The sequence below is a fragment of the Thermostichus sp. MS-CIW-38 genome (genome assembly GCF_054058415.1).
This window is the reverse complement of the sequence record NZ_JBSSAH010000041.1, coordinates 1-26,789: the sequence shown is the minus strand read 5'-3', so window position 1 is coordinate 26,789 and position 26,789 is coordinate 1. Positions and strand designations below refer to the sequence as shown.

Annotated in this window: 22 protein-coding genes and 1 pseudogene; 12 read left to right on the top strand and 11 right to left on the bottom strand. The window is 58.8% G+C overall.

Annotation, left to right across the window (positions count from 1 at the left end):
- Both ACVWXZ_RS12045 and ACVWXZ_RS12040 read right to left on the bottom strand, forming a co-directional pair.
- Positions 1-116: pseudogene (locus tag ACVWXZ_RS12045) on the bottom strand (RNA-guided endonuclease TnpB family protein); the annotation flags it as partial.
- Positions 117-249: 133 nt separating this feature from the next.
- Entirely contained in the window at positions 250-558 is a 309-nt protein-coding gene (locus ACVWXZ_RS12040; protein WP_238376787.1) for a gas vesicle protein GvpV, read from the bottom strand.
- A gap of 100 nt (positions 559-658) precedes the next feature.
- Here ACVWXZ_RS12040 and ACVWXZ_RS12035 point away from each other — a divergent pair, with 100 nt between their 5' ends.
- On the top strand, positions 659-1,153 hold the full coding sequence (locus ACVWXZ_RS12035) for a pentapeptide repeat-containing protein (RefSeq protein WP_041436747.1): 495 nt from the start codon (positions 659-661) through the stop codon (positions 1,151-1,153).
- 14 nt (positions 1,154-1,167) lie between these two features.
- Here ACVWXZ_RS12035 and ACVWXZ_RS12030 read toward each other — a convergent pair whose 3' ends face one another.
- The gene (locus tag ACVWXZ_RS12030) at positions 1,168-1,476 is read right to left on the bottom strand and encodes a hypothetical protein (RefSeq protein WP_414330858.1); all 309 of its coding nucleotides are present in this window, start codon (positions 1,474-1,476) and stop codon (positions 1,168-1,170) included.
- Positions 1,477-1,670: 194 nt separating this feature from the next.
- Here ACVWXZ_RS12030 and ACVWXZ_RS12025 point away from each other — a divergent pair, with 194 nt between their 5' ends.
- The 3 genes from ACVWXZ_RS12025 (at position 1,671) to tenA (ending at position 4,519) form a co-directional block, all read left to right on the top strand.
- Positions 1,671-2,402, top strand: coding sequence for an aldehyde oxygenase (deformylating) (locus ACVWXZ_RS12025; RefSeq protein WP_457403110.1), 732 nt, complete (start codon positions 1,671-1,673; stop codon positions 2,400-2,402).
- A gap of 110 nt (positions 2,403-2,512) precedes the next feature.
- Positions 2,513-3,538, top strand: coding sequence for a long-chain acyl-[acyl-carrier-protein] reductase (locus ACVWXZ_RS12020; protein WP_011434004.1), 1,026 nt, complete (start codon positions 2,513-2,515; stop codon positions 3,536-3,538).
- A 321-nt stretch (positions 3,539-3,859) separates the two neighbouring features.
- On the top strand, positions 3,860-4,519 hold the full coding sequence (gene tenA, locus ACVWXZ_RS12015; RefSeq protein ID WP_414416477.1) for a thiaminase II: 660 nt from the start codon (positions 3,860-3,862) through the stop codon (positions 4,517-4,519).
- Here the strand turns inward: tenA and ACVWXZ_RS12010 are convergent.
- The 4 genes from ACVWXZ_RS12010 to rpoB all read right to left on the bottom strand — a co-directional run bounded on the left by ACVWXZ_RS12010 (position 4,516) and on the right by rpoB (position 14,608).
- Positions 4,516-5,241: a uracil-DNA glycosylase gene (locus tag ACVWXZ_RS12010; protein WP_457403070.1), complete on the bottom strand. Its 726-nt coding sequence runs from the start codon at positions 5,239-5,241 to the stop codon at positions 4,516-4,518. The genes tenA and ACVWXZ_RS12010 overlap by 4 nt on opposite strands.
- Positions 5,219-9,136, bottom strand: a complete 3,918-nt coding sequence (locus tag ACVWXZ_RS12005) for a DNA-directed RNA polymerase subunit beta' (RefSeq protein ID WP_457482556.1) — start codon at positions 9,134-9,136, stop codon at positions 5,219-5,221. Before ACVWXZ_RS12005 ends, ACVWXZ_RS12010 begins: the two co-directional genes overlap by 23 nt.
- A 53-nt stretch (positions 9,137-9,189) precedes the next feature.
- Positions 9,190-11,073, bottom strand: a complete 1,884-nt coding sequence (locus tag ACVWXZ_RS12000) for a DNA-directed RNA polymerase subunit gamma (protein WP_457441576.1) — start codon at positions 11,071-11,073, stop codon at positions 9,190-9,192.
- A 115-nt stretch (positions 11,074-11,188) separates the two neighbouring features.
- On the bottom strand, positions 11,189-14,608 hold the full coding sequence (rpoB, locus tag ACVWXZ_RS11995; RefSeq protein WP_457441578.1) for a DNA-directed RNA polymerase subunit beta: 3,420 nt from the start codon (positions 14,606-14,608) through the stop codon (positions 11,189-11,191).
- 593 nt (positions 14,609-15,201) lie between these two features.
- Between rpoB and ACVWXZ_RS11990 the strand changes: the two genes are divergently transcribed.
- Positions 15,202-15,915 (top strand): biliverdin-producing heme oxygenase, encoded by a 714-nt coding sequence (locus tag ACVWXZ_RS11990; RefSeq protein WP_414388678.1) that lies wholly within the window; start codon positions 15,202-15,204, stop codon positions 15,913-15,915.
- An 84-nt stretch (positions 15,916-15,999) separates the two neighbouring features.
- Here the strand turns inward: ACVWXZ_RS11990 and ACVWXZ_RS11985 are convergent, their stop codons facing one another.
- Together ACVWXZ_RS11985 and ACVWXZ_RS11980 are read right to left on the bottom strand one after the other, a co-directional pair.
- On the bottom strand, positions 16,000-16,530 hold the full coding sequence (locus ACVWXZ_RS11985; RefSeq protein ID WP_414356737.1) for a pentapeptide repeat-containing protein: 531 nt from the start codon (positions 16,528-16,530) through the stop codon (positions 16,000-16,002).
- 117 nt (positions 16,531-16,647) lie between these two features.
- Positions 16,648-17,973, bottom strand: coding sequence for an RNA-guided endonuclease InsQ/TnpB family protein (locus ACVWXZ_RS11980; RefSeq protein ID WP_457403067.1), 1,326 nt, complete (start codon positions 17,971-17,973; stop codon positions 16,648-16,650).
- A 156-nt stretch (positions 17,974-18,129) separates the two neighbouring features.
- Between ACVWXZ_RS11980 and pyrR the strand changes: the two genes are divergently transcribed.
- The 3 genes from pyrR (at position 18,130) to ACVWXZ_RS11965 (ending at position 20,353) form a co-directional block, all read left to right on the top strand.
- Positions 18,130-18,678 carry a bifunctional pyr operon transcriptional regulator/uracil phosphoribosyltransferase PyrR gene (pyrR, locus tag ACVWXZ_RS11975; protein WP_414341613.1) on the top strand — a complete coding sequence of 183 codons (549 nt, stop codon included), beginning with the start codon at positions 18,130-18,132 and terminating at the stop codon, positions 18,676-18,678.
- Positions 18,679-18,729: 51 nt separating this feature from the next.
- Entirely contained in the window at positions 18,730-19,701 is a 972-nt protein-coding gene (locus ACVWXZ_RS11970; RefSeq protein ID WP_414341611.1) for a putative 2-dehydropantoate 2-reductase, read from the top strand.
- A 79-nt stretch (positions 19,702-19,780) separates the two neighbouring features.
- On the top strand, positions 19,781-20,353 hold the full coding sequence (locus ACVWXZ_RS11965; protein WP_414341609.1) for a metal-binding protein: 573 nt from the start codon (positions 19,781-19,783) through the stop codon (positions 20,351-20,353).
- A 1,169-nt stretch (positions 20,354-21,522) separates the two neighbouring features.
- Here ACVWXZ_RS11965 and ACVWXZ_RS11960 read toward each other — a convergent pair.
- Positions 21,523-22,278 carry an ankyrin repeat domain-containing protein gene (locus ACVWXZ_RS11960; RefSeq protein WP_457403065.1) on the bottom strand — a complete coding sequence of 252 codons (756 nt, stop codon included), beginning with the start codon at positions 22,276-22,278 and terminating at the stop codon, positions 21,523-21,525.
- Positions 22,279-22,519: 241 nt separating this feature from the next.
- Here ACVWXZ_RS11960 and ACVWXZ_RS11955 point away from each other — a divergent pair, with 241 nt between their 5' ends.
- Positions 22,520-23,113, top strand: coding sequence for a J domain-containing protein (locus ACVWXZ_RS11955; RefSeq protein WP_011433991.1), 594 nt, complete (start codon positions 22,520-22,522; stop codon positions 23,111-23,113).
- On the opposite strand, the gene ACVWXZ_RS11950 is transcribed toward ACVWXZ_RS11955, so the two are convergent.
- The gene (locus ACVWXZ_RS11950; RefSeq protein WP_457439910.1) at positions 23,110-24,522 is read right to left on the bottom strand and encodes a 2-succinylbenzoate--CoA ligase; all 1,413 of its coding nucleotides are present in this window, start codon (positions 24,520-24,522) and stop codon (positions 23,110-23,112) included. The two genes, ACVWXZ_RS11955 and ACVWXZ_RS11950, sit on opposite strands and share 4 nt — an antisense overlap.
- Before the next feature lie 146 nt (positions 24,523-24,668).
- Here ACVWXZ_RS11950 and petG point away from each other — a divergent pair, with 146 nt between their 5' ends.
- The 3 genes from petG (at position 24,669) to ACVWXZ_RS11935 (ending at position 26,783) form a co-directional block, all read left to right on the top strand.
- Positions 24,669-24,782 (top strand): cytochrome b6-f complex subunit V, encoded by a 114-nt coding sequence (gene petG / locus ACVWXZ_RS11945; RefSeq protein ID WP_011433989.1) that lies wholly within the window; start codon positions 24,669-24,671, stop codon positions 24,780-24,782.
- A 63-nt stretch (positions 24,783-24,845) separates the two neighbouring features.
- Complete coding sequence (locus ACVWXZ_RS11940) at positions 24,846-26,474, top strand: bifunctional pantoate--beta-alanine ligase/(d)CMP kinase (RefSeq protein ID WP_457482557.1); 1,629 nt, start codon at positions 24,846-24,848, stop codon at positions 26,472-26,474.
- A gap of 144 nt (positions 26,475-26,618) precedes the next feature.
- Positions 26,619-26,783 (top strand): hypothetical protein, encoded by a 165-nt coding sequence (locus ACVWXZ_RS11935; protein ID WP_187147237.1) that lies wholly within the window; start codon positions 26,619-26,621, stop codon positions 26,781-26,783.
- The last annotated feature ends 6 nt before the right edge of the window (positions 26,784-26,789 follow it).

Sequence of the window (26,789 nt, the reverse complement as noted above, 5' to 3'; positions counted from 1 at the left end):
GTGTTTTGGTTGACCCAGTTCAACGCCTGCACAAAGGCATCCATTGTCGCATCCAACTTTGCGGCTTGCGACTGGGACACCTTGAGCTTGCAGGATACGGTCAGGGCTTGGGTCATAGTTCTATTGTAACCTCGCATTCCTCCCGGCACTGACCCTACGGGTACAGTGCGGGGCTCCTGCGATTTCTAGCTGACTTGTTGCTTAGGTCTGCTTTGAATCTTGGGTCTTCTTTGAGATTTATAGGATCCCTCAATACTCGAAGGTCATGGGCGGGAAGCGGGAAGGGCGGGATCTGAGCTGGGCGGGTTCAGAGGCAGGAGCGGGATCCCGAAAGGCTTTTGCCTCCTGCTGAAGGTGTTGCATGGCCTGCTCGATTTCCTGAAGTCGCGCGTGGATTTGCCCTTGCCGCTCTCGAATAAACTCTAGCTCTTGGTTGAGCCGCTGCTTTTCGACAGTGAGCTGCTGCATTTCGGCATAGAGGGCGGATTCGGTTTGGCGGCGAGGGATCGAGCGCAGCTTGGGGCGAGGTCGAGTTCGGGGCACACGGGGCAAGCTCATAAGGGGGGATCCCGGAAAACGGCTTGCGCCTATCCTAGCGTGCTCTTGGCGGCCCTTCTATTCCTAGGTAGGATCCATTCGTCTGGTGTGGAAAACAGCGATGGTGGAAACTGGAGCAGACCTGTTGCAACGCTACGGCAGCGGTGAGCGGGACTTCAGCAACAGCCAACTGGCCGGAGCTGATCTGGCCGGGGCCGACTTGGCCGGGATCGACTTGGGGGGATCCATTCTCCGCCAGGCAAAGCTGGCCTCTGCCAACCTGGAGCGGGCCTACCTGAGCGGCGCCGACCTCAGCCAAGCGGATCTGCAGGGATCCAACCTGCGGCTGGCCAACCTAGAGAAAGCCAAGCTGCAGGGATCCCGATTGCAAGGAGCCAACTTGCGTGGGGCCAACCTGGCCGAAGCGGACTTGAGCGAAGCCGATCTCAGCCAAGCGGACCTGGCAGGGGCCAATCTCACCGGGGCCAACTTGAGAGGAGCCCTTCTTGCCCAGTGCAAACTCAAGCTGGCCAACCTGCGAGGGGCCTGCTACGACGCCACCACTCAGATGGAAGCGGGTGTTACACCGGTGGAGCTGGGCATGGTTCAAGCCTAGAGGGGGAAATGGGGCTAGTCCTCCGGCTCCAAGTCCAGGATCTCCTGAATTTCGGCATCGGTATAGCCCACCGCCCGCAACTTCTCCGATACCGTCTGAATCTCCCCTGGAGACAAATCCTGCTGCCGTACCCGATCCCAGAGATTGGCCACAATCTGCAGCAGCAAACCGCTGCTCTCCGCCTCAAACAGCTCAAAAGCCGTGGCTAGCTCAATGGCCTGCAACACCTCCTCGGCACTGCCAATCGGCTGATCGAGGGATCGTTCCTCCAGCTCCACCAGCAACTGGCGCAGTTGGTTCAGGCCATCCCCAAGAGCAGACATACAGCAGGCTCCACAACGGCACTCGAACCCTCACCCTAGCAGACCCCTATCATTCCGCAAAAGGAATCCCGCCAATTCTGCGACAGCTACAGCTATTCTGATTAAGAGAGCGATTCAACTGCAATCGAGGCGATTGTCGAGTCAGCATAGACAATCAACAACACCCAAACAACACCGAGAGGAGATGCATGAGTATGGCCCCAGTGAACGTCCTGCCCAATACCCCCCAGCCTTTAGCCGATGAGGGTGGCACCACCTTGGACTATGGCAGCGCGGTTTACCGGCAGGCCTACTCTCGCATCAACGGCATTGTGATCGAAGGGGAACAAGAAGCCCACGACAACTACCTCAAGCTGGCCGAGATGTTGCCGGAAGGGGCAGAGGAGCTGCACAAGCTGGCCAAGATGGAATTGCGGCACATGAAAGGCTTTCAATCCTGCGGCAAAAACCTGCAGGTAGAGCCGGATAGGGAGTTTGCCCGCACTTTCTTCGCCCCTTTGCGCAACAATTTCCAAAAAGCGGCAGCAGCCGGAGATCTGGTTGCCTGCTTGGTCATTCAGTCCCTGATCATCGAATGCTTTGCCATTGCCGCCTACAACATTTACATCCCCGTCGCCGATGAGTTTGCCCGCAAGATCACCGAGGGGGTGGTCAAGGATGAATATCTGCACCTCAATTTTGGCGAGCGCTGGCTAGGGGAGCATTTTGGCGAGGTCAAAGGGCAGATCGAAGCGGCCAACGCCCAGAACCTGCCCTTGGTCTGGCAGATGCTGCAGCAGGTGGACCAGGATGTAGAAGCCATCTATATGGATCGCGAGGCCATCGTCGAGGATTTTATGATTGCCTATGGAGAGGCGCTGGCCAACATCGGCTTCAGCACCCGCGAGGTGATGCGCCTCTCTGCCCAGGGTTTGCGGGCAGCATGACCCACCTCAGCATTCATCCTCTGCCGGCGGACTGCAGTTCTAGGCTGGCTACAGGCGGGTATGGACATGTTTTGATGGGATCCATCAGTTATCCAAGCGGGTAAACCTTTATGTTCGGCCTGATTGGGCACTTGACCAGCCTGGCCCATGCGAAGCGGGTGGCAGACAAGCTGGGTTATTCCGAATATGCGGAGAGCGACCTGGAGTTCTGGTGCATGGCTCCCCCTCAGGTGGTGGACGAGATCACGGTAACCAGCATCACCGGCCAAAAGATTTATGGGCAGTACGTCGAATCCTGTTTCTTGCCGGAGATGTTGGCGGGGGGACGGGTGAAGGCAGCTTGTCGGAAAGTGTTGAATGCCATGGCCCTAGCCCAGCGGCGCGGCTTGAACATTACTGCTTTGGGGGGATTCAGCAGCATCATTTTCGAGACTTTTCGCCTCGACAGTCTCCGGCGAGTCCGCAACATTGACTTGGAGATCCAACGCTTTACCACCGGCAATACCCACACGGCCTACATCATCTGTCAGCAACTGCAGTTGGCGGCCCAGCGCTACGCCATGGACTTGGCAGCCGCTACGGTTGCGGTGGTGGGGGCGACCGGAGATATCGGCAGCGCCATTTGTCAATGGTTGGTGGCCCACACTCACTTGGGCAAATTGTTGCTCATCGCCCGAGAGCGACGGCGTCTGGAGGAATTGCAGGCCAAGCTCAAGCAGGGGGAGATCTCTTCGCTGGAAGAGGCCCTGCCCCGCGCTGACTTTATCGTTTGGGTGGCCAGCATGAGCCAAGGCATGGCCCTCGATCCCCAAGTTTTGCCGGATCCCTGTGTCATCATCGACGGTGGCTACCCAAAGAACATCGCCTCCAGCTTGCAGCGAAAGGGACTCTACGTCATTGACGGGGGGATGGTGGAGCACTCTTTGGATATTGAATGGAACATCATGCAGTTTTTGAATGTGGCCAACCCGGCCCGTCAGCTTTTTGCCTGCTTTGCTGAATCCATGCTGCTGGAGTTTGAGGGGCTGTACACCAATTTCAGTTGGGGCCGTAATTTGATCACCCTTGAGAAATTGGATCTGATCGGGCAGCTTTCCCGCAAGCATGGGTTCCGCCCCCTCATGCCCGAAGCCTAATTGAGATTCAAAATGAAGAAAGCCTCAGCCCCAGCAGAGGTGCTGGCCCTGGTCAGGTCAATCACCAATCGAGTAAACTACCCGACACCAACCGCTAGGCGGTACGGAGCGGGCTTTTAGTAGCCCTGCAGTTAGCAAGCCAACCACGAGCCTCTGGGGTGGTTTACTGCACCCCCAATCGACCGTTACCAGTGCCTTAAAAAAAACCGTTTCTGGTGCCCGCAGTATTATTATAGCATTCCTCCCAACACTGACTTTATAGGTACAGTGCGGGGCTCCTGCAATTTCTAGCTGAAGACCAAACGCCGAGAGACGGTCGCCATGCCCCAGTCCTTTACTGCCCACCTTTGGCAAGCCATTCAGCCCATCTACAAGCAAATCCTCGATCACCCCTTCAACCGAGAGTTGGCAGCGGGCAGCCTATCGCGGCAGCGGTTCCAGTTTTACTTGCAGCAGGATGCTCTTTATCTCACCGACTTTGCCCGCGCCCTGGCCTTGATTGGAGCTCGTTCCGAAGGGGCTGAGCAGGTGGTGAGTTTCTTGAACTTTGCCCTGGGAGCCATTGTGGCCGAACGCAGCCTGCACGAAAGCTATTTTCGCCTCTACGACATTCAACCCGAAACAGCCTATGCCCCTGCCTGCTTCGCCTATACCCGTTTTTTGTTGGCTGCGGCGGCTGTGGATCCCTATGAGGTGGCCATTGCCGCTGTGCTGCCCTGCTTTTGGATCTACCGAGAGGTGGGATCCACCATCTATCGCACCGCGCAGCCTGACAATCCCTACCAACAGTGGATCGACACCTACGCCGGGGAAGAATTTGCCCAAGTGGTGCAGCAGGCTTTGGACATCACCGACTCCGTCGCTCAGCAGGCTACAGAACCGCTGCGGGAAAAGATGAGGGCAGCTTTTGTCACTGCCTCCCGGTTGGAATGGCTGTTTTGGGACAGTGCCTATCGCCTCGAATCTTGGCAACCCGCCTAATCCTCAGCCGGTCGGGCTGGCTTACCAGACAGCAACTGCTGGGCTTGCGCGAAAACGGCATCCAACATCGGCTCCGTCAGCAGCCGTGTGGCCGTGTTGCGCCGGCTGGGATGGTAAGACGCCAGCAAATAGCGACCCTCTGCCAGGGGAATAACGCAGTTGTGGCCAAAGCGGGGACGGAGCCTGAGAGGTGGCAAGAGCGTCAGAGCGTGTTGGAAGGCAAAATGCCCCAACGTCAGGATCACTCGCACCTGGGTTAGCAGCTCCAGCTCTTGCTTCAGGTAGCCCAGGCAGGTCTTGGCTTCTATGGCGGTGGGGCGGTTCTCCGGGGGCACACAGCGCACCACTGCCGAGATGTAGCAATCCTGCAATTGCAGGCCATCCTCTCGGTGGGTAGAGGTGGGCTGATTGGCAAACCCGGCTCGGTACAGGGCGCGAAACAGCCAGTCCCCGCTGGGATCCCCGGTAAACACGCGCCCGGTGCGGTTGCCCCCATGGGCTGCCGGCGCCAACCCGATCACCCACAGCCGCGCCTGCGGATCCCCAAATCCCGGAACGGGCTTGCCCCAGTAGGACTGCTCCCGAAAACGGGCCACCTTCTGAAGGGCGACTGACTCTCGCCAAGCCACCAAGCGGGGACAGCGGCAGCAACTGACGATTTCAGCTTGCAAAGTGGCCCAATCCTGGATCCCCAGCGCCCTACTCCTCCTCCTCGTCGTCATCCTCCTCTAGCTCGTCGAAGGCAGGGGTGGAATCGTCGATCAATTGATCATCTTCCAAGATCAAACGAGGCGGCAGCTCCGGCAACACCGCAGGCTCTTCCTCCTCTTCGTCAGGCTCCGGCTCGGCGGCAATCTCCTCGTAGGTGGTGAAGCCCGTGCCTGCCGGGATCAGGCGCCCGATGATCACGTTTTCTTTCAACCCGCGCAGCCAGTCGGATTTGCCCTCGATGGCCGCCTCTGTAAGCACGCGGGTGGTTTCCTGGAAGCTGGCCGCTGAGATGAAGCTGTCGGTATTCAAGCTGGCCTTGGTGATCCCCAGCAGGACGGGCGTGTATTTGGCCGGCGCTCCTCCAGTAATGGCCATGGTGGCGTTGGTCTGCTGGATTTCCCGCAACTCCACCAGCTCGCCCGGCAGCAGGATGGTGTCGCCGCCATCATCCACCCGCACCTTGGAGGTCATCTGGCGCACCACGATCTCGATGTGTTTGTCGGAGATCTCCACCCCCTGGGAGCGGTAGACGTTCTGCACTTCGTTGACAAAGAAGCGCTGCACCTCCCGCAGAGCCAACCGTGCGGCTTGGTCATCTCCCAAGGTTTGGCGATGGTACTCGTAGTAGATCTCCAAGAGGTCGTGGGGGTTGGCAGGGCCATCGGTAAGGGGATCCCCCACCCCCACCGGCTGTCCATCTACCACGATTAAGCTCTGCCCCGGCAGCCCAGGATAGTCTCTAACGGTGCCATCGGCTTCGATGACCTTGAGATCTGGCTCTTCTCCCCGCCAGCTCAGTTGAACGGTGCCGGGCCGCTTGGCCAGCACACACATTTCCTTGGGCTTGCGGGCCTCCAGCAGCTCCTCAATCCGCGGCAGACCCTGGATGATGTCCCCCGTCTTGGCCCGCTCAAACACCAGGAGGGCCAGGGAATCCCCCCGCTGCACCAGATCGCCATCTCGTACCTGCAGGATGGCACCCGCAGAAACCAAGTAGGGCCGCGCCATCCGCAACAGGACTTGGCCGTCCGTTATCTGCATCACCTGTCCCGACTGTGGAGAAGGGATCCCGGGAGCAAGCTCGTCCCCAGCCCGCACCAGCGCCCCTACCGCCACGCTGGCTGAACCTGTCAGGGGCACCTGCACCAGATCGTCGTCGGTAATCACCAGCACCCGCCGCACCACTTCCGCTCCCTGGCGGATCCCTTGGACGATCCCGGCCTTTTTGGCTTGGATTTCGGTGCGGGCGATAACATCTCCGCTGGCGATGGAGTCTCTTTCCTTCACCAACAGCCGCGTGTGGGTACTCCCCTGCGTCAGATCCGCTTCCACGTCGCGGCGCAGCAACAGGGTTTCCAGAATCACCAGTTGCAGGCGGCGAATATCTGGATCCTTCTCATCTTGGATCAGCTCGATATCGGCCTTCAGTTGTGGGGCGTCGGTATCGATTTCCAGCACCAGTTGGGTGCGCAGGAGCTCTACAGGGCCTACCGACTTCACCCGCTCCCCATCTTTGAAGGGAACCCGCTGCACCGCCCGCAGACGAATGGAGCGACCGGACTCGCTGGTGGACTCTTGAGTGGGCACCAAGGGCCGGTCGGGGATCTCGTACTCCTGCACCGGACGCAGCAGCAAGCCTGGGCCTTCGGGAGTTTCCACGTGTTCCAGGTAGACCAGTCGGTCGGGAACGATGCTGCTGAGCACCGGTTGCCCTGGCTGGATTAGGGTGCCACTTTTCACTTCCAAGTCGGCGGGGTTGTCCACCAGATGCAGGGATCCCGGCTTGATGACAATCTCCCGCAGAATGTCGTTCTTCTGGATGACTTCGACAACACCGGCATTCTGGCAAAAGATGTCTTTCACCACCTCAGTGCCTGCTTCCACATACTGGCCATCGTCCACGTTCAGCAGGGAGATGTCCTTGTTCACCTCGTGGGTCTCTTCTGGGATCCACAGCAGGGTGCCGCCCTGGATGACTTCGTAACCTTGCTTGGCCTTGCCGCGCCGTGCCACCTCAATGCCGGCGAACTTCACCAAGCCTCCCGTCTGACTGCGGAAGTGGTTGTCGATCAGCTCCGCCACCACCTCATCGTTGCCCACTTTGGTGCCCGGAGTAGCCTTGAGAACAAAGGTCTGCCCACTGGAAGTGTCCAGCAAAAATTGTTCCCGCCCCTGGTGGGATTCCACCCGTACCCGTGCTTCCCGCAACACCACCGAAGCGTTGATGATCTCCACCTCGCGCCCACTTCTGGTGTCGCTGCGCTCCGGTAGCCGCACAATGCCGCCATGCTCCGTCACCAGCGAGGTTTCGGCGATCACATCCCCCGCCTGCACCCGATCCCCGTTTTTCACCACCGGCTCGGCCCCCGGAGGCAGGTTGTACACCTGTCCAGACATCACCCAGATCAATCCCTGCCGCTGGGCAGTGTAGGTGGTGTTACCCTGGCGGTCAGTCTTCTCCTCGATGGGCAGATCGGCAAAGCGAATTTCTCCAGCCAGGTCGGCCACCACCTCTTTCTGGGCTTTCTCGGTGCTCTTACGGCTGGCCTTGGCCAGGGACACCTCTGCAATCAACTGATCCCGCTGCACCTGGGCTCCGTCCCGCACCAGCAGGGTGGATCCCTGAGTCATGTCGAAGGACTCCCGTTGACCGTCTGGGCCTTCCAAGATGATTTGGTTGTTTACCTCCACTTGTAGAGCATCGTCGCCGTGGCGGGTACGGAAGGGGCGGGTGCGCAGATTTTTCGGGAACCGCACCACACCCGCAAAGGGGGCGCGAATTTGGCGGGCCACCTCCCCTGTAAACACGCCTCCCGTGTGGAAGGTGCGCATGGTCAACTGGGTGCCCGGCTCCCCAATCGATTGGGCGGCGATGATCCCGACCGCTTCCCCCAGATCCACCAGGCGGGAGTGGGCCAAGCTCCAGCCATAACACATCCGGCACACGGAGCGGTTGGCTTCACAGGTGAGGGGAGAACGCACCATCACCTGGCGGATGCCGGCCTCCACAATCGTCTTGGCCAGGTCGTGATCCACCTCTTGGTTGCGGCGGGCGAGGATCTCCTGGGTTTGTGGATGCACCACGTCGCGCGCCAACACTCGGCCCACCAAGCGCTCTTCCAGAGACACCACCACCTTGTCCCCATCCATCAGGTATTCCAGAAGGATGCCCTGCTCAGTGCCGCAGTCAGATTCCCGCACGATCACATCCTGAGACACATCCACCAAGCGGCGGGTGAGGTAGCCAGAGTCGGCGGTGCGCAGGGCCGTATCCACCAAGCCCTTGCGGGCCCCATAGGAAGAGATGATGTACTCGGTAACGGTCAGGCCCTCGCGGAAATTGGTTTTGATGGGCAAATCGATGATCTCCCCCTGGGGGTTGGCCATCAGGCCGCGCATGCCCACCAACTGCCGCACCTGGGAGACATTCCCCCTTGCCCCCGAGTTGGCCATCATGTAGACGGAGTTGAGGGGATCGTTCTGGCGGAAGTTGCTGAGCATCTCCTCCTTGATCTGGTCGTTGGTTTGGTTCCAGGTGTCGATCACCTTTTGGTAGCGCTCCACCTCTGTGATTTCCCCGCGGGTGTAGCGCTCGGTGGCCGCCTCGATTTCGGCTTCCGCTTGCGCCAACAACTGCCGCTTGCTGGGGGGAACGCGCAGATCTTCGACGCTGATGGAGACGGCTGCCTGGGTGGCGTATTTGAAGCCCAGGGTCTTCAGAGCATCCGCCATCTGAGCGGTGCGGGCTGTGCCGTAGCGGGCAAAAGACCAGGCAATCAGGTTACGCAGCTCTTTTTTGCCAATTTGATAGTTGCGAAAGGGCACAGGGGGCAAAGGGGCGTCGGCTTTGTTGCCGTCGGCAGCCTGCCGCGCCAGGCCAGCGGAAAATCGTCCTTTTTCGCTCATGATGCCTCGCTAGAGAGAAGGGGAGAGAAGAGCCGTCCTACGGCAGAGGGTAACTACGCAGACAAAATATCCTGCACGGTCTTGTTAAAAATGATCCGGCCCGGCGTGGTGCGAATGTACTGGCTGATCACGTTGCCGTTTTGATCTTCGCGGATACGGCGGTAGTTGGTGATCTTGAGGCGGATGCCGCCCGCTTCTTCGATGATTTGCGGCTCGGACTCTTTTTCGCCCTTGCCCAACTCCATCGGGCCGTGGTAGCGCACCCAGACCTTGCTGTGCAGGCCGATGGCGCCGCGGTCGTAGGCGATGAGAGCATCTTCCAAGCTGGCGAAGAAGCGATCGCCAATATCTGGCGCGTGGGGGTTGTCCGCCGTCAGGTAGTAGCACCCCAACACCATATCTTGGCTGGGGGTGATGATGGGAGCGCCGGTGGCCGGGGAGAGGATGTTGTTGGTGGCCAGCATCAGCAGGCGCGCTTCCGCCTGGGCTTCCAACGACAGGGGCACATGCACCGCCATCTGGTCGCCGTCGAAGTCGGCGTTGAAAGCAGGGCAGACCAAGGGGTGAAGTTGAATCGCCCTTCCCTCCACCAGGATCGGTTCAAAGGCTTGGATCCCGAGGCGGTGCAGCGTGGGAGCGCGGTTGAGCAAGACGGGGTGGCCGTCGATCACGTCCTCCAGCACATCCCAAACCTGCGGGTCGTTGCTTTGGATCAGCTTTTTGGCGGCCTTGATGTTGTTGACGATGCCCCGCTTGATCAATTTGTGGATGACAAAGGGCTGGAACAGCTCGATGGCCATCTCTTTGGGCAGGCCACACTGGTGCATGCGCAGGTTGGGCCCCACCACGATCACCGAACGTCCGGAGTAGTCCACCCGTTTGCCCAACAGGTTTTGCCGGAAGCGCCCCTGTTTGCCTTCGATGATGTCGGAGAGGGACTTGAGGGGACGGTTGTTGGCCCCCGCCACCACGCGCCCCCGCCGACCGTTGTCGATCAGCGCGTCCACCGCCTCCTGGAGCATGCGCTTTTCGTTGCGCACAATGATCTCCGGTGCCATGATCTCCTGCAGCCGGGCCAGGCGGTTGTTGCGGTTGATCACACGACGGTAGAGATCGTTGAGGTCGCTGGTGGCAAAGCGGCCCCCATCCAACTGCACCATGGGGCGCAGATCCGGCGGGATCACGGGCAGCACCCGCAACACCATCCACTCCGGACGGGATCCGGTGGCGATGAAGTTGTCGATTACCCGCAGCCGCTTGATCAGGCGCGCCCGCTTTTGGCCGCGAGCACTGGTGATCTCCTCCCGCAGTTGCTCCGCCTCTTTTTCCAGGTCGATATCCTTGAGCAGGCGCTCGATGGCCTCTGCCCCAATCATGGCCCAGTTCTCCGGCAGTTGCAGTTCGGATCCCTCCTCGTACATCTGATCTTCGATCTCGAGGAATTGATCCTCCGTCAGCAGTTGCTTGTAAGAGAGATTCTGGGCATTGCCCGGATCCACCACTACGTAGGCGTTGAAGTATACCACTTGCTCCACATCCCGCAGCGGCATGTCCAACAGCGTGGCAATGTGGCTGGGGATCCCTTTCAAATACCAAACATGGGTGACGGGGGCAGCCAACTTGATGTAGCCCATGCGGTGGCGGCGCACCCGCGACTCGGTCACCTCCACCCCACAGCGCTCGCAGACGATCCCCCGATGCCGTACCCGCTTGTACTTACCGCAGTGGCATTCCCAGTCTTTGGCCGGCCCAAAGATGCGCTCACAGAAAAGACCATCCATCTCCGGCTTGAGGGTGCGGTAATTGATGGTCTCGGGCTTGGTGACTTCCCCCACCACTTGACCATTCGGCAGGGTGCGCTGGCCCCACTCCATGATCCGTTCTGGAGAAGCCAAGCCGATTTTGACATAGTCAAAGCGTTGCTCTGTTTTGGCCATCGCCGTTTTCCTCCTGGCTTGCTGAACCCAAAGGAGAGGGAAGCCCCACCCTCCTTCGTGGGTTGAAGGGGATCCCCGTCACGTTCGCGTCAGGGGTGGGGAGCGCTCTCAACCCTCAAAAGTCCTCTTCCTCCTCCTCGTCCTCATCTTCCTCAAGGCTGCGGCTGGCATTCGCGTCAGCGGTGCGGAGCACTCTGGTAAAGGCGGGTGATGGCGAGAGATCCTCAGCCGTAACCGATTCATAGGTGGGTCGAGAGGGAGTGTGACGGTTGGAAGTATCGGCCATCAGATCCACTTCCACATCGCAGGTTTGCCCTTCGCTGTCCACCTCCACCTTGTGTACCGACACATCTAGGCAGAGGGACTGCAACTCCCGTACCAGCACCTTGAAGGACTCCGGCGTGCCGGGTCGAGGGATCGGCTTGCCCTTGACAATGGCGTTGAGAGCCTCGTTGCGCCCCACCATGTCGTCGGACTTGACGGTGAGCAACTCCTGCAGGATGTAGGCTGCCCCAAACGCCTCCAAAGCCCACACCTCCATCTCCCCAAAGCGCTGGCCGCCCTGCTGCGCCTTGCCCCCCAGCGGTTGCTGGGTCACCAAAGAATAGGGGCCGGTGGAGCGGGCATGGATCTTGTCATCCACCAAGTGCACCAGCTTCAGCATGTAGGCGCGGCCCACCGTAACGGGCTGGTCGAAGGGCTCCCCGGTGCGACCATCAAACACCTGGATTTTGCCGCAGTACCTGCCTTCCGGGTTGAAGATCCAGTCCTTGCCGGTCTTCTCTCGGGCTTCCCTCAGCTTGGCCTCCACCGTCAGACGGGAGGCTTCTAAACCGTGCATCTCATCAAAGGGCATCAGCTTGAAGCGCACTCCCAGATGTTCTGCTGCCCAGCCCAGCAGGCACTCGTACACTTGGCCCACGTTCATCCGGGAAGGCACCCCCAAGGGGTTGAGCACCACATCCACCGGTGTGCCGTCCGCTAGGTAGGGCATGTCCTCAATCGGCAAGATGCGGGAGATGATGCCTTTGTTGCCGTGACGGCCCGCGATCTTGTCCCCCACCTGGATTTTGCGCTTGAGGGCAATGTAGACCCGCACCACCATGTTGGCGCCGGGAGGCAGCTCATCCCCCTGTTCGCGAGTAAAGATGCGTACATCCACCACCCGACCGCGCTCGCCGTTGGGCACCCGCAGCGAGTTGTCCCGCACATCCCGAGCCTTTTCCCCGAAAATGGCCCGCAATAGCCGCTCTTCTGGGGGCTGATCCGACTCCCCTTTGGGGGTGACTTTGCCCACCAAAATGTCGCCGGCCTCCACCCAAGCCCCAATGCGCACAATGCCGTTCTCATCCAGGTCCCGCAGGGCATCTTCCCCCACGTTGGGGATTTCGCGGGTAATCTCCTCAGGGCCCAGTTTGGTTTGCCGGGCCTCGATCTCGTGCTTCTCGATGTGTACCGAGGTAAAGACATCGTCGTAGACCAGCCGCTCGCTGATCAAGATGGCATCTTCGTAGTTGTAGCCCTCCCAGGGCATGTAGGCCACCAACACGTTTTGGCCCAAAGCCAACTCGCCCCCTTCGGTCGCCGGGCCATCCGCCAGCACCTGGCCAGCCACCACCCGATCCCCCGTATAGACAAGGGGACGCTGGTTGAGGCAGGTGTCTTGGTTGGAGCGCTGGTATTTCTGCAGGCGATAGACAATTGGATCCCCGCCGTCGTCTGGCCGCACCACGATTTCGTCGGCAGAGACATAGGTCACCACGCCATTGGTGCGCGACACCACCACCATGCCGGAGTCGCGTGCCGCCTGGGCTTCCAGGCCAGTGCCCACATAGGGCCGATCCGGCTTAAGCAGGGGTACCGCCTGCCGCTGCATGTTTGCTCCCATCAAGGCACGGTTGGCGTCATCGTGCTCCAGGAAGGGGATCAAGGAGGTGGCCACCGAGATGACCTGCACCGGCGCCACTTGGACGTAGTGCACTTCTGTGGGGTGGGCGGTGGTGAACTCCTGGCGGTAGCGCACCGGCACCAAGTCAGCAGTGATGCGGCCTTCGGCATCCACCGGCACATCCCCAGGGGCTACGCGGTACTCGTCCTCTTCATCGGCAGTGAGGTAGACCATGCCCAGATCTTTGCGCACCACGCCGTTCTCGACCCGGTAATAGGGGCTTTCGATAAAGCCGTACTGGTTGACGCGGGCGTGGGTGGCCAGGGATCCAATCAACCCGGCGTTGGGGCCTTCTGGAGTTTCGATGGGGCAGATGCGGCCGTAGTGGCTGGGGTGGATATCCCGCACCGCAAAGCCGGCCCGTTCCCGACTTAGGCCGCCGGGGCCCAGGGCAGATAACCGGCGCTTGTGGGTCAGCTCCGCCAGGGGATTGGTCTGATCCATGAACTGGGAGAGCTGGCTGGAGCCGAAGAACTCCTTAATGGCCGCCACCAAGGGTTTGGGGTTGACCAAAGAGGCCGGGGTGAGGTTTTCCGACTCGGAGACTGTCATCCGTTCTCGGATGATCCGCTCCAGGCGATTCAGGCCCACCCGCACCTGGTTTTGCAGCAGCTCGCCCACGGAGCGCACGCGGCGGTTGCCCAGGTGGTCGATGTCGTCCACATGGCCGATGTCGTACTCCAAATTGATCAGGTAGTCGATGACGGCCAAAATGTCGGTGACGGTAAGCACCCGCACACTTTCGGCTACGTTCAAATTTAACTTTTTGTTCAGCTTGTAGCGCCCTACCCGGCCCAAATCGTAGCGTTTGGGGTCGAAGAAGCGGGATTCCAGCAACTGCTGGCCACCCGATACAGTGGGGGGTTCCCCGGGCCGCAACTTGCGGTACAGCTCCATTAGGGCTTCTTCTTCGGTGTAGGGCCCCTCTTTCTCCATGGTTTTCTGGAAGAATTCGGGGTGGCGCAGGTTGTCGTAAATCTCGGAGTCGCTCAGGCCCAAGGCTTTCAGCAGAACTGCCGCCGAGAGCTTGCGGGTTTTGTCGATGCGCACCCACACCAGGCCGTTTTTGTCGGTCTCGAACTTCAGCCAGGCACCGCGGTTGGGGATGAGGCTGGCGCTGTAGGTGCGACGCCCGTTTTTGTCCAGCTCCGATTTGTAATAGACGCCGGGGCTGCGCACAATTTGGTTGACGATCACCCGCTCGGCGCCGTTGATGATGAAGGTGCCCCGATCCGTCATCAAGGGTAGTTCGCCGATGAAGACGTCCATGTCTTTAATCTCGCCGGTCTCTTTGTTGATCAGGCGAGTGGGCACCCGGATCTGCGCTTGATAGGTGGCATCCCGCCGCTTGGCCTCCTCAGGGTCGTAGCGGGGGCGGTTGATCTTGTACCCTTTGGAGGGATCCCCAGGGCGATATTCGGGCAGGAAATGCAGTTCCAGCTTGCCGGTGTAATCGACGATGGGGGAAAAGCTGAGAAGCTCCTCTTCAAACCCTTCTCGCAAAAACCACAAGAAACTCTCCCGCTGAATCTCCACCAGGTCAGGAAAGGTAGGAGCGACAGGGGATGGCACTGCTAATTGTGTCATGCGTTGCTCGGGAGGGGTCGCGCTGCAGTCAGGCCTTCCATTATAGAAACCCCGCCAACGATCGTCAACGAACGTTACAAAGGTCGAGGGGCTGTCCGGATCCCTTGAGGGCTCACTTGGAAAATCTCGGCAAAACCGCTGGGGATCCCCTTTTGGCTGCCGGAGCAGGGACGATTCCCACCGTGCCTTAAGGATTGTTCACATCCATTCACACTCAGGCAGATTATTCTAATCTTTGACCGTTTTTACGGATCATCCGCTGCTCCAGCTCGGATTTCCGGTCGACCGTGGGGATCGGAGGGGTGGTTCTGACAGGCTCAGCCGGTCGCCAGGGTGGACGCGGCGCCGGTCTTTGTCGCTTTTGAGATGCACGCTGTTGATGCAGGCTAGGGGGCAAGACGCGGAGCCATCAATCATGAGAAAGGATCGGGAATGGGTTTACAAAGCTTCTCAGGCTGGGGGAACCTCGGGATGGCTTGCGGGTGATCTGCGGGTGATCTAATGAAGCACAGTTTGTTGGCGAGGAGGGTTTTGTGAGTCAAAGTCAGAACAATCAGAATAAAAAAAGTGATCTGTATAACCGGGACCACAGCTTGTCGGCCCAGTTGCGAGAGGGCACCAAGCAGTCCCACACCATGGCCGAGAACATGGCCTTTATCAAGTGTTTCCTGAAGGGAGTGGTGGATAAACGGGCCTACAGCCGCTACCTGGGCAATTTCTACTTTGTCTACAGCGCTTTGGAAGAAGGCTTTGCCCAACTGCGAGAGCACCCCCTGGTGGGCCGGCTCTACTACCCAGAGCTGTGGCGCAAGGCCAGCCTGGAGAAGGATTTAAATTATTTTGTTGGCCCCAATTGGCGCGCTGTGGTCAAGCCCTCCCCTGCCTGCCAGGTCTATGTCAACCGCATCCGAGAAGTGGTGGAAAAAGATCCGCTTCTGCTGATCGCTCACGCCTACACCCGCTACATCGGTGACTTGTCGGGTGGCCAAATCCTCAAAAACATCGCCCGCCGGGCCATGGGCTTGCCGCAGGGGGAAGGAACGGCCTTCTACGATTTCGAGCAGATCCCTCATGAGGGCAAATTCAAGCAGCGCTACCGCGCCCAGCTGGATGCGTTGGGGCTGGATCAAGCCACCATCGACCGCATTGTGGCAGAGGCCAATTATGCCTTCAAGCTGAACATGGACTTGTTTAGGGAGTTGGAGGGGAATTGGCTGTTGTCGATGGCCCGCTTGGCCTGGAATTCGCTGCTCAGCCAGTTTCAACGCAAGCCCACCCGTTCTGAGGCAGCCGCTCCCAGCTCCTAAAATCCGGATTCCAGAGGGCAGTGAGGCGATGGGTTCTGCTGCCTATCTCCCCTCTCCCTCTGGGAGAAGAGCCGGGGGTGAGGATCAGTCACATTCAAGAGTGTCGCGGGTGGCCCGACCGGTTACAGGGTTAACGCCGGTGGCCCGTTCGCAAAGGATGGAGAGGGCGTCTTGCCGTATCAACGCATTGGTGAAATCCGCCCCATCAATTTGGATCCCTTCGACTCGGGCCAGCCACATCATGCTGTCCTGCAGTTGCGCTTCTCGCAGATCCGCACCCTGTAGGTTGGCCATGTCCAAAGTGGCCCCCCGCAGGTCGGCCCCGCGCAAGTTGGCTTTGCTGAGATTGGCCCCGAATAGGTTTGCCCCTGCCGCCTTCACGTGGCTGAGATCGCTTTGGCGCAGGTTGGCCTTGAGAAACTTCCAGCCGCTCAGGTCTTGCCCTGCAAAGCTCACCCCCTGCAGATCTCGTTTGGTGTAGTCCTCTGCCTGGGCCGGGGATCCCAGCGGAGTAACCCCCAGGCAGAGTATCAGCCCGCAAAGCACCATCCCCCGCAGGAAACGGCTCAGCCAAGACCGCCTCGCCAGAACCGAAGCCAGCCAAGCAACAGACATCGTGGATCCCTCCCTCAAGGAAACCTCCATGGCTTGGGAATTGCTTCTGGTTTTAGAATTGCTTCTGGTTTTATCTTACCGGATAGGGATCCCGCCGGCAGGTTGGGCTATCATGAACTACCCCACCGCATAGGCGGATGGGGTTTCTGATGCCCCATCCCCTTGACGGCAGGATTTTAGTCTCTTCCTCTGCCCCAGGTGCTTCATAGCCCCGCAGGACTTTGAAGTAGAGCTGAAGCATCCAAGACTCACGAGGCCGGTTCCCAACCCCGGTTGCCGATTAGTGGCAACGTTGTACATCACCATCACCGAGCCCCGATCCCTCGGGATTTCAAACCCACAACCAGAGCAGACATGATAGCGGTTGCTCAAGTCCGCCCACTCCTTGTGGACTGCCCCGCACTTGGGACAGCGTTGCGAGGGCTTGAGGGTTTGCGTAGGAAACATGAGAACTAAACCACCTTTCTGCTCGATTTTGTAGGTAATCATTCGGTTGAGGGTACCAAACCCCACCGACAGAATGGACTTGTTTAGCCCTGCCTTGCGCTTCCCACCCTTGCGGGTCATCCCTTTGACATGCAACTTCTCCGTTACGCCGACGTCATAACGACGAGCTATCTCTGACGTAACTTTGTGTTGCCAGTCTCTTCTCTGACGAGCAGCCTTTGCTTGCAGTTGCGCTTCCCGCCGGTGAATTTTCTTCCATCTCCTGGAAGCCTTTACGCCCTTTTTAGGGGCACGCTTTCTGCGCTTCAGTCTGGCGACTCTGCGAATCTTCTCCTCACTCCGCTGGGTAAAGCGGGGATTAGTAATCTCCCGAAACTCCGCCCCGTCAAACAACGTCAGGGCGGTCTCTGTACCCAGGTCATAGGCAACGATGGACTCGTACTGCAAATCCGACTGTGAACCAAACTTAGGTTCAGGTATCGCCACCTCGACCGTAAACGAAGCGAACCACTGCCGCCGGGACGGCTTGTAGACGATAGTCAGCGTTGTTGGCACGCCCCAATGCTTGGCTTGACCGCGCATTTTCAGCGTAATGCCCAAGTCATTGAGTGTGACCGTGCCATGCTTTCCCGTGCTGTTGACCTTCCACCCCGACCGGGCAGGATACGTCCAGCCCGAATACCGGCGAATGGACTTGAATCTTGGCTTCCTACTCAGTCCTTGGAAAAACCGTTGGTAAGCATAATCCACCCGCTTGACGGTGGCTTGCAGGGCTTGGGAGTTCAGTTGGGCAAACTCCACCCACACCTGCTTGAATTCGGGGAGTAGGTTCTGCTGTTCCAGGTAGGTCACCGTTCGGCGGTGGAGCTTGTACTCGGTTTCCCGGTGGCTGACACAGGCGTTGTAGAGGTAGCAGTGCAGACGACGAGCCTCGAGCAAAGCCTTTTCCTGAGCTTTGCTGGGATACAGTCGAAAGGTCTGCCTTCTGGTTGCCATATGCGTTATCCTACCCCCACCTGCCCCAGTTCTGAGTGCTCCACAAATCCAGTGGCGCTATCCATCGCCACCCTACAGAGGGTGGGGAATTCCGCGCGTTTTGTTAAAGTCTTCTACAGACCAGATCCGCGATTGGCGAGGGGGCGACAGGGATCCATGTCCGAGATCGAGGTCTTCGATGCGGAGCAGTTGGCCGGGCTGATCGAGGGTCTGGCAGAGGCGATCGGCAGGGATCATCCCCACCTCCAAAAGTTGACGTTGATCGGCATTCGCACCCGGGGAGTTCCCCTGGCCTACCGCCTGCGGGATCGGATTGCCACTCTGCTGGGGATCCCGCCCCAAGTGGGGGAGCTGGACATCACTTTTTTCCGCGACGATTTGAGCGCCGGCGGGTTGCGCACCCCCGATCGCAGCGAAATGCCGCGTGACCTGACCGGCCAAGAAGTGGTGCTGGTGGATGATGTTATCTTTCGCGGTCGCACCGTGCGAGCAGCTTTGGAGGCTCTAAACCACTTTGGGCGACCGGAACGGGTGCGATTGGCGGTGTTGATCGACCGGGGTCACCGGCAGTTCCCCATCCAGCCCGATTACTGCGGTTGTCAGCTTTCTACAGAACCGGAGCAAATGGTGAGAGTCCATCTGCGGGAAACCGATGCAGAAGAGCGGGTGCTGTTGATAGACAAAACAGCAAAGATTAAACCCTGAGCCAGCGCTGGGGTGCGGTATTTTGGGGATGACCTGCCGAAACTCACTGCCATGTCTTGGTTGCCGGAAACCCGCCGCTACGCTGTTTTGGGCACGGGCGCTTTGGGAGGATTTTATGGGGCGAAATTGCAACAGGCGGGCTTTTCGGTGCATTTTCTGCTGCACAGCGACTATGACCATGTTCGCCAAAGCGGCCTCTGGGTGCAGTCCTGCTGGGGGGATTTTCATTTGCCCCAGGTGAATGCCTACGCAGCCGTGGAGGACATGCCGGCTTGCGAAGGCGTGATCGTGGCTTTGAAAGCCACCCAAAATGCGCTTCTGCCGCACTTGATCCCGCCTGTGTTGGCCGAGAATGGCGTGGTGATCTTGTTGCAAAACGGGCTGGGGGTGGAACCCGAGATTGCCGATTGCGTTGGCCCAGAGCGGGTCATGGGGGGCCTCTGCTTCATCAGCTCCAATAAGGTTGGCCCCGGCCACATTCACCATCTGGATTACGGTTCGGTGCTGCTGGCAGAGTACGGCCCTGGCTATGCCCCCCAAGGGATCACGCCCCGCCTTCAACAAGTTCAAGCCGATTTTCAACGGGCAGGGATCCCGACTTCGCTCTCACCAGATTTGATGTTGGCCCGCTGGCAGAAGTTGGTCTGGAATATTCCCTTCAACGGCCTCTCGGTGGTGTTCAATGCCGATACTCAGCAAATGATTCGAGACCCTGAGGCCCGTGCTTTGGCGGAAACGCTGATGCAGGAGGTGATACAGGGAGCTGCAGCTTGTGATCGCCTGCTTCCCGACTCCCTGATCCAAGAAATGCTCACCAATACCGAGAAAATGGCCCCCTACCGCACCAGCATGAAAATCGACTATGAGCGCAAACGTCCTCTGGAACTGCAGGTGATCTTCGGCAACCCCCTGCAGTACGCTCGACAAGCTGGGATCCATCTGCCACGGGTTGAAATGCTCTACCGACAGTTGCAGGTGTTGGATCGCCTGAATCGAGGGATCCCTGGGGAGCAGCAGGCTTAAGTTTTTCAAGATCCGGCGGAGCGATCCCAGGGCTGGAGCAGGCTTTCTCCTTTGCTTGCGGGTAGACTGAGCCGCAGTCGTGTACTGTTGCTCTGGCTTTATGCCGCTGGGATCCACCCACGATCGCATTACCCTCTGGACGGCCCCCGGCATCACCCTAGCCGCCGGTGTGTTGGGGAACAGCACCACAGTTGCCCTGGCTGTGGGATCCGCCTATCTGTTCAGCGGCCTGATGTTTTCTGGAGATCTGGACACCTGTTCCCGACAGTATCAACGCTGGCTGTTCTTGCGCTGGATTTGGCTGCCCTACCGCAAGTGGATGCGGCATCGCTCCTTTTGGTCTCATGGGCCGATTGTGGGCACCGCCGTGCGGGTGCTGTACTTGAGCCTATGGGCAGGAGGAGCTGGCCTGCTGGGGGCTTGGCTGGGATCCCGGTTGGGCTGGTGGATGTGGCAACCCTGGGTGTGGGGCAGCGATCTCTGGCAATTGCTGCAAGTTCACGCCGAGATGCTCTTTTGGATTGGGATGGGGTTGGAACTGGGATCGGTGAACCACAGCCTAAGCGACTGGATGGTCTCCCGCTGGAAACGCTGGCGCAGAAAACGCCGTCAGGTTCGATCTCCTGCCAGGCGACTCAGCTATCGTGGCTAGGGATCCATTGGGCCAAGGTTTGATTTTTCGCCCGCCACGGCATTTGAATGGCAGTGAGGTTACCTACTGTTCCGCAACGCGTAGTCATTTATCTCACCGTCAAGGTGAAACAAACGACCGGTTGCTTCCTGCTAAGGCCTCCGGCCCGCTGCGCGAGCAGTTGAAATAGAGGGTAATAAGAACCACGACTGCTATCAGCCCCTCACCCCCCCTTGAACCTGTGCTGTGCCCACAACTCCGCGACCTATCCTCTCAAGAGGGCTGAAACTGCAAATCTTGGCCAATTACCCTTTAGCCCAGGTACTCTGCTTGTGGCCATTTCGATTCAAACTGGGACACTGCACCCATACCTAAAGCCTTGAATACAGGGAATCAGAAGGCTCTCCTCAGTAGCCCAAGCGTCTCACCCTAACTTGAAACGACTACTTGAAGCAGTTTTGTCAAGAACATTTCCTCTTACGTTGGCTAGGTATTGCAATTCAATCTCAATAAAGCTATGCTGTTACTCAGTTGAGTGGTGGAGTCATATCCATCAGTCTTCCTCTCTTGTCTTGGATGCGGCAGGGATCCTGTGCTGGCAGAGCTGGCCATCTGCGTCAGCAGGGATCCCTTTTTCTCCTCTCCAAGGCTAAGCAAGGTTCTGTGCTAATGAGAGTCAGAATCAGTTGATAGAGAGATTTTTTGCTTGCTCATGTCAATCTGTGGAGGTGGCAGTGTAAAGGAGCAACAGCGGCTGAGGGTTATGGCTTTGGAAGGGGGCAATCTGGCTTCGGGAACCGGAAGACAAGACCGAATACAAAGATTGCTGCTCTAGTTTCCTTTGCAAACTTGTCAGAAGCTAAGGAAAAAGACCAACCTTTTGGGACAAACTGTCTGTCCTATGTCTTGTTTTGTCGTTCAAAAATTTATGTTGGGCTCAAGAGAAACTCTAGAAAAAAGTTGAATCAGGTGGAAGAATCAGTTAGAATCTAGCTGGCGTTAACGCTAACCGCGACGAAGAGACTGGAGGGAGGAAAGCCTAACAGCCTCTCTCCTTTTTTCTGTAGGGGTTACCCTCACTCTCAAACCCCATCTCATGAGAAGGGAGGAAGACCAAATACCCTATGACTTGAAATAGCAGCATTTTCATTAACTTTTGTTTTACTCTCTATGCCAAGCTTGATACTAAGCTAAAGAGTTGCTCCTCGATCTTGTAACCATTGGACAGCCAGCCTGTGTTGGCGTTTTTGTGCATAGGCTAAGGGGGTATGCCCATCTTCATTGCGAGGGTTTAGTTCGGCTCCATTTTCCAGCAAAAGCTCCAGGATTTCGATGTGTCCTTCCCAAGCAGCCCAGTGCATCGGTGTCGCCCCGAATCGGTTGCGTGCATTCACATTGGCCCCGTACAAGAGCAGAAAGCGAGCGATGCCCAAATCCCCTCGGGTGGCGGCTTCATGCAGAGGGGTTCGGCCTGTTTCGTCAGTGGCATCCACCGGCGCTCCCTTGGATAGTAGGCGGGCCAGAATGCTTTTTCGACCGGTGGCTGTGGCCCAGTGGAGAACACGACCAGTGTTGGCTCCCTTCTGGATGAGCAGACCGATTACCTCCGCCTGATCGGTTAAAGCAGCCCGCTGGAGAGGGGTATAGCCATGGTTATCTGGGAGATTGATATCACTGCCTGCCCTCAAGAGACGCTCCACCAGCTTGACCTGGCCGCTGTCGGCAGCCAAATGGAGAGGGGTAGCACCTGTGGGATCTAAGGCATTGGGGGAGGCGCCATATACTAAGAGCAAGTCCAGCAGTCCCAGATGGCCAAGGAGTGTCGCTTTATGAAGCAAAGTCATTCCCTGAGCATCGACAGCATTCACATCTTCCCCCCGCTGCAAATGGGCCAATAATTGTTTTAGATCTCGATTGGCAAGAGCTTGATGAAGCGATTCACTCATAACAGATAGAAATAAAAAAGCCAAGTTGCAATGAAGTTGGGCAACAGGAAGGGATCCTCGATAGGCCGGAATGGAGGCTCCAAACAACTTGGGCAAAGTCTAACACTGGATCCCTGCTGCTGAGGGAAGCGGGAGAACCAAGCGCTTGGTGGGATCCCTTGGTCAAGCCGGGGCCGCAGCGATAGACTAGAGCTGGTTTTTGGCCAGGTCTTTTCCCGATCCCTTAGTTGCGCCACTGTTTATGGATTACTACGCGATCCTGAACCTATCTCCTGCAGCGGACATTGAAGAGATTAAACAGGCGTTTCGACGGTTGGCGCGGCAGTTTCACCCTGATGTGGCAGGGGAGGGATCCCGAGAGCGTTTCCAACAAATCCACCAGGCCTACCAAGTGCTGAGCGACCCTGAGCAGCGGCGGCGCTACGATGCACAACGTCAATCTGCACAACGTCAATCTCCACCCAGCTCTCCTGCTGCCGGCGAAAGGCGGGTGGTCATTCGCAGCATAGGCCCCTCATCGGCAGAGCAGCCCAATCCGGAAGGGCTCAAGGAGGGGATTGCCCGCGTCAAGGCAGCCTGGCGGGAGCGGAAGTTGCCCACGGCGGTGGCCCAGGCGGAGGCGCTGCTGAAACGGTTTCCCAACTCCAGCGAGGCCATCCACATCTTGGCGTTGGCCTACCAGCGCTTCGGCAACCATTTGATCTACGAGGGGCGCTATCAGCAGGCGGAAGCCTACTTGAGAAAAGCTTTGGCCACGGAGCCGCACAACCGAGAATTGGCCTTTGAAATCAAGCGAGATTTAGCCCGTCTGGGCATTCGGGAGGGATCCCGCTAACTTGCCTGCGTTGGGATCCCCAACGTCTGAGCTGCCCACTGCCGGAGTTGTTGGCGGTTGACTTTGCCCTGAGGGTTGCGCGGGATCCCCGTACACCACAGCCAGTGCTTGGGGTGCTTGAAGGGACTCAGTTGGCGGCTTAGGTGTTGCTTCAGGTGCATCTCCAGCTCTTTGGGGATTGCCGGGATCCCTGTTTTGGGGACGACCACCGCCACCACCTGCTGCCCCCATTCGGCATCCGGTAGGCCCAACACGCACACATCTTCCACCCAGCCGCTGGCTCGGATCTCCCCTTCCACTTCTGCAGCCATCACCTTTTCCCCGCCGGTTAGGATTAGGTCATCGGCTCGACCCAGCCAATGGAGGTGACCTTGGGAGTCGAGGTAGCCCCAATCCCCAGGGGCAAAACCCTGCTGTTGCCACTTGCCCAGGCCCTCAGCCTCCCCCGCCAAGGGGTAGTAGCCTAGGGCCAGGGATTCGGCCCAGACGTGGATAGAGCCCACTGTCTGGACGGGTAGGGGATCCCCTTTTTCGCTGCGGATCTGGAGCGTGGCGTGGGGCAGAGGCCGACCCAGACTGTCGCTCCCTTGCCAAAAGGCTTCTGGCAGTAACGTACACACCTGGGAGGCGGTCTCGGTCATACCGTAGGTGAGGGCAAGGGGAAGGTGAAGTTGCCGGGCCTGTTGCCGCAAGCTGGGCCAGGTGGGGCCACCGCCGACCAAAATGGCCCGAAATTGGCGCAGGCTCTCCAAAACTCCCGGATGGGCGCTGAGCAACAGCCGTTGCAACTGAGTGGGCACCAGCGATAGAAAGCTCCCCGGCAAAGGGGGATCCCAAGCCTTGGCCTGCTGTTGCCGTTTCCAATCCCAGACAACCCACTGCCCACCGCTCAGCCAGGAGCGGACTGCCTGCATCAAGCCGCTGACGTGGTACAAGGGCAGAACGCAATAGCTGTGTACAGGCCCAACGGCAAAGTGCTGTTGGTGGGCTTTGGCCGAGGCGCTGAGGGTCAGCCAAGAGTGCATGGCCCATTTTATCTGGCCGCCGGAGCCACCGGTGGGGATGCCGATCAGCGGCCAATGGGAGCTGGGCACAGCTTCCCGCAACTCTCGCAGGCGCGGATTCAAGGGGGCGGGATCCCCTTCCAGTCGGCCCTGGCGCCAGCACCAGCCGGATCCCATATCCGCCAAAGCCTGTCCCCATTCCCGTTCTCCCCAGTGGGGATTACCCAGGAACAGCGGGATCCCCAAGCGTTGGCAGGTCAAAACTGCCGCCCACACCTGCACCGGATCGGAGTCTGCCACCAGCAGGGGAACGGCCTTGTCTGCCAAAGGGCGCAGTTGCTCTTCCAGTTCGGACAGGCGCCCCTTCAAGTCTCCGCCATCCCCGGACAAGGCAATTGATCTCATGGGTTGTGGGTGTGCAACCTCAACGGCTTCGCCGATTCCCTGCATTGTATTCGAGGATGCCCGCTCAATTCCCTTGACAGGAAAGGGTGAGGATGGGTTTGGGCTTGGCTTATCATGATCTAGGTTTGAACTGGGAGGTCTGTGTTGTGATCGAGCCGATTTTGTTGGGGATCGTCTTGGGCATGGTAGTGGTCACCTTGGCGGGCTTATTCGTGGCAGCCTACAGGCAGTATCAACGCAGCAACAAGATCGGCCTGTAGGAGCAGCCTTTGGGGGGGTTGGAGAAAACCCATAGGGGAGAGAGAGATTGAGGTGGCATGGCAATGCACTGGCTGCGCACAGTTGCTGCTTTGCGGGAGCAGGTAGCCGATTGGCGGGGATCCACAGTTGGCTTGGTGCCCACGATGGGATCCCTGCATGAGGGCCATCTCAGCCTAATCCGCCGCTGCCGGCAAGAGTGTGACCACACGGTGGTCAGCATTTTCGTCAATCCGCTGCAATTTGGCCCCAACGAAGACTGGGATCGCTATCCCCGCGACGAAGAGGGGGACCGAGCTTTGTGCGAGGCAGCAGGTGTGGATGTGGTCTTTGCCCCTGACCCGCAAGAGATGGGAGCCAATCCGGCAACCGGAAGCGACCGCACCTGGGTCATGCCCCCCGAATCCCTTCTGCAGACCCTCTGCGCCCCCCACCGACCTGGCCACTTTCGCGGTGTAGCCACCATTGTGCTGCAACTGCTGAACCTGGTGCAGCCGCAGCGGGCCTACTTCGGCCAAAAAGACGCCCAGCAACTGGCGATCATTCAGCGTTTGGTTCGGGATCTGCAAATACCCACCACGATTGTTCCCTGCCCCACGGTGCGAGAAGCCGATGGCCTCGCCTGTAGCTCCCGCAACCGCTACCTTTCTGCTGCTGAACGACAGGTGGCTGCCGGGCTGTACCGGGCCTTGCGTCGGGGATATGACCATTGGCAGGCCGGGGATCCCTCAGCAGAAGGGATCCTTGCCGCCGCCCGTGCTGAGCTGGAGCATACCCCAGAGCTGCAACTGCAATACCTGGAATTGGTGGATCCCCAAACGCTGCAACCGCTGCCGCGGGTGGAAGACAAGGGCCTGCTGGCCATTGCTGCCTATGTGGGGCAGACTCGCCTGATCGACAACCTGCTCCTTTCCCCAGAGCAAGGGGATCCCTCGCCGGAGAGAGTCCAGCATGCGGCACCGCCCTCTTCCGGCACGACCTCTCCCCCGCGTCGCCCGCTGATTGCCATCGACGGCCCGGCTGGAGCCGGAAAATCCACCGTGGCGCGGGCAGTAGCCGCCCAGCTGCAGCTTTTGTACTTGGACACGGGGGCCATGTATCGAGCCATCACCTGGCTGGCACTGCAACGGGGGATCCCTTTGGACGATGCCGAGCAACTCACCCAACTGGCCGCCCAAACCCAGCTCACCCTGCAGAGTGGCACCTCTTCGACAGAGCCGACCCGCATCTGGGCCGATGGCGAAGAAATTACCCAGGCCATTCGCTCTCCGGAAGTGACCCGCTGGGTCTCTCACGTGGCGGCAGTGCCGGGAGTACGCCAGGAGCTGGTGAAGCGGCAACGCAGCATTGGCCGGGATGGCGGTGCTGTCTTGGAGGGGCGGGATATCGGCACCCACGTCTTTCCTGATGCAGAGCTGAAGGTTTTCTTGACCGCTTCTGTTGGGGAGCGGGCGCAGCGTCGGCAACACCAACTCCAAGCCCAAGGGCAAATGGTGCCTCTCGAAGAATTGAAAGCGCAAATCGAGCAGCGGGATCGCCGCGACAGCGAACGGCTCATCTCTCCCTTGCGGCCTGCCCCCGATGCCATCTTGATCGACACAGATCACCTGAGCCAATCCGAGGTGCAAGACAAGATTGTCATGTTGTACCGGCAACTTTTGGAGCGATCCGGCTCCGCCCATTTCGATCAGTAGCCTTAACTCAATCAAGACTAAATCAACGGGACAAGTCAGATTTCCGCATGATTTTCAGGGAGCTGGCCGGTTTGAACAGCTTGATCCCTCTCTCATTTCTCATTGAAGATTTTCGTTGAAGATGCAGTTGATGAGGGGGCACGGATGCCGAGCTATGGGTTGAGTGATGAACTTTGGCAAAACCACCGAGGTGTTGAGGTGCCGGAGGGGATCCCGTTGATGATGGAAATAGGCCGACCCGCTTTTCTCTCGATGAGCCAATGCTACCTGTATCCCGTTCCGCCGTCGCGAACGGAGCGCTATGGTTAATGTCTT